This window comes from Bergeriella denitrificans NBRC 102155 (assembly GCF_001592185.1).
Lineage (GTDB): Bacteria > Pseudomonadota > Gammaproteobacteria > Burkholderiales > Neisseriaceae > Neisseria > Neisseria denitrificans.
In genome coordinates this window covers 1-2136 of the sequence record NZ_BCWL01000280.1, presented here as the reverse complement: position 1 = coordinate 2136, position 2136 = coordinate 1, and the positions used below count along the sequence as shown (strand labels likewise).

The following is a 2136-nucleotide window of genomic DNA, read 5'->3' as shown; positions in this document are numbered from 1 at the left end:
CGACTATATATGCCATAAGAATAAAAGCCGTCTGAAAATATCGCTTTTCAGACGGCTTATTATCATATCAAGCCCGTATCGTGAATAACACAACCGCAGAAAAAAAAAACGGCAGGGAAACAGGACAACGAACTGAATATGCAATTCAAATAAAATCTCAGCAAGCCGGTCTCAGCCCGCCTTAACGCAGCAATTCATCGGTAATCCGCTGCAAAAACGCCACCCGCTCCGGCTTCACCTCTCCGCTTTCGGCAGCTTTTTTGACGGCGCAATCCGGCTCGGCGCGGTGGGTGCAGTTGTGGAAGCGGCAGCTGCCGGCCAAGTGTTTCAGGTCGGGGAAGTAATGCAGCAAATCGGCGGCTTCCAGATGGTGCAAGCCGAATTCCTGCAGGCCGGGGGAATCAATCAGGCGGGTTTCTTCATCTAAATCATATAGTTGGGCATGGGTGGTGGTATGGCGGCCGGAGTCGAGGGCAGCGGAAATATCGCCGGTACGCGCGGCGGCGCTGCCCAAAAGCGCGTTGGTCAGCGTCGATTTGCCCATGCCGCTCTGCCCCAAAAAGATATTGGTCTGCCCCTGCAGCAGCGGCCGCAGGGCTTCAGCGCTCTCCAAGGCGCACACTTCAATGACGCGGTAGCCCAGGGTTTCGTAAAAGCGGAAGGTGTCGCGCCAGGCGACGGTTTCCGGCAAATCGGCTTTGTTCAATACGATAACGGCTTCGATACCGGCGGCTTCTGCCGCCAGCAGGGCACGCTGTACCAGCAGTTCGCTGGGGCTGGGCACGGCGGCGGTGACCACCAGCAGGCGGGTGACGTTGGCGGCAATCAGCTTGGTTTTCCAAGCATCCTGACGATAAAGCAGGCTGCGGCGCGGCAGGTAATCTTCAATCACGACCTGCTCGCTGTTAATCGGACTGATACGCACCTCGTCGCCGCAGGCAAAATCCACGCGCTTTTTGCGGGTGGTGGCGTCGAAAGTCTGCCCATCGGGCGTCCGCACGATGTAGCGGCGGCCGTAACTGGTGATGATTTGGGCGGTATCGGTCATAAGGTTCTGCCGGAAAATGGAAATGGTCGGATAACATCGGCGTAAACGCCGAGGCCGCTGCTTGCTTGATGAAAAGCGGTATAGTCGAAGAGTAATTTCTACTACGGCGTTGGCTCGCCTTGTATCAGAATTGAATTTCTCCGACTATATTTTACCGTATGTGCGCCGCTTTGGGCGGCTTTGCGTTTTTCAGACGGCCTGCGGCGCGGTTTGGCTGCCACAGGCCGTCTGAAAAACAGGCTATTGCGCCGCACGCGGCATCAGCGGGCGTAATCTCTCGCGCCGAAAATGGCGCGGCCGATACGCACATGGGTTGCGCCACAGCGCACGGCTTCTTCCATATCCGCGCTCATGCCCATAGACAAAACATCGGCGGGCACGCCGGCAGCATTCAAATCGGCCAGCAGCATCTGCATACGGGTAAACTGCTGCCGCAGCGCCGCTTCGCCCGCTTCGGCTTCGGCCACGCACATCAGGCCGCGCACCGTAATATTCGGCAGCCCGGCGGCAGCCACGGCCAAAGCCACGGCTTCTTCGGGCGCGACACCGTGTTTGGCGGGGTCGGCGGCGATGTTCACTTCAATGCACACTTGCAGCGGCGGCATCTGCGGCGGCCTTTGCGCGCTGATGCGCTGCACGGTTTTCAGACGGCTGACGGTATGCAGCCAATGGGCGCGCTCGGCCACGAATTTGGTTTTGTTCGACTGTACATCGCCGATAATGTGCCAAACGATGTCGGGCAAATCGGCAAGCGCTTCGGTTTTGCCGTACCATTCCTGAATATAGTTTTCACCGAAATCCCGCTGCCCGGCGGCATAAACTTCGCGGATGTCTTCCGCAGGGAAGGTTTTGCCCACGGCCACGGGGCAGACGCTGCCCAGCTCGCGGCCGGCGGCGGCTTCGGCCGCGCGGATGGCCTGCAAAACGCGCTGATAATGATGCTGCAATACCGACATGGCTCTTTTCCTTATATAATGGCTGCAACCGCCTGCGCCGCCCAAACGGGGCGCAGATGCCGCTTCGGCGGCGGCTTTCTGAGTTTTAATAACAATATAGTCGGAGCGTACATTCTGATACAAGGCGGCGAA

At 58.1% G+C, this 2136-nt stretch carries 2 protein-coding genes; both read right to left on the bottom strand.

All coding sequences use genetic code 11. The features are described 5' to 3' along the window. Positions 1–181 precede the first annotated feature (181 nt). The gene (rsgA, locus tag BDE01S_RS10180) at positions 182–1048 is read right to left on the bottom strand and encodes a ribosome small subunit-dependent GTPase A (protein ID WP_066081152.1); all 867 of its coding nucleotides are present in this window, start codon (positions 1046–1048) and stop codon (positions 182–184) included. A gap of 260 nt (positions 1049–1308) precedes the next feature. Continuing rightward, positions 1309–2004 (bottom strand): YggS family pyridoxal phosphate-dependent enzyme, encoded by a 696-nt coding sequence (locus BDE01S_RS10175; protein WP_066081155.1) that lies wholly within the window; start codon positions 2002–2004, stop codon positions 1309–1311. Positions 2005–2136: the final 132 nt, after the last annotated feature.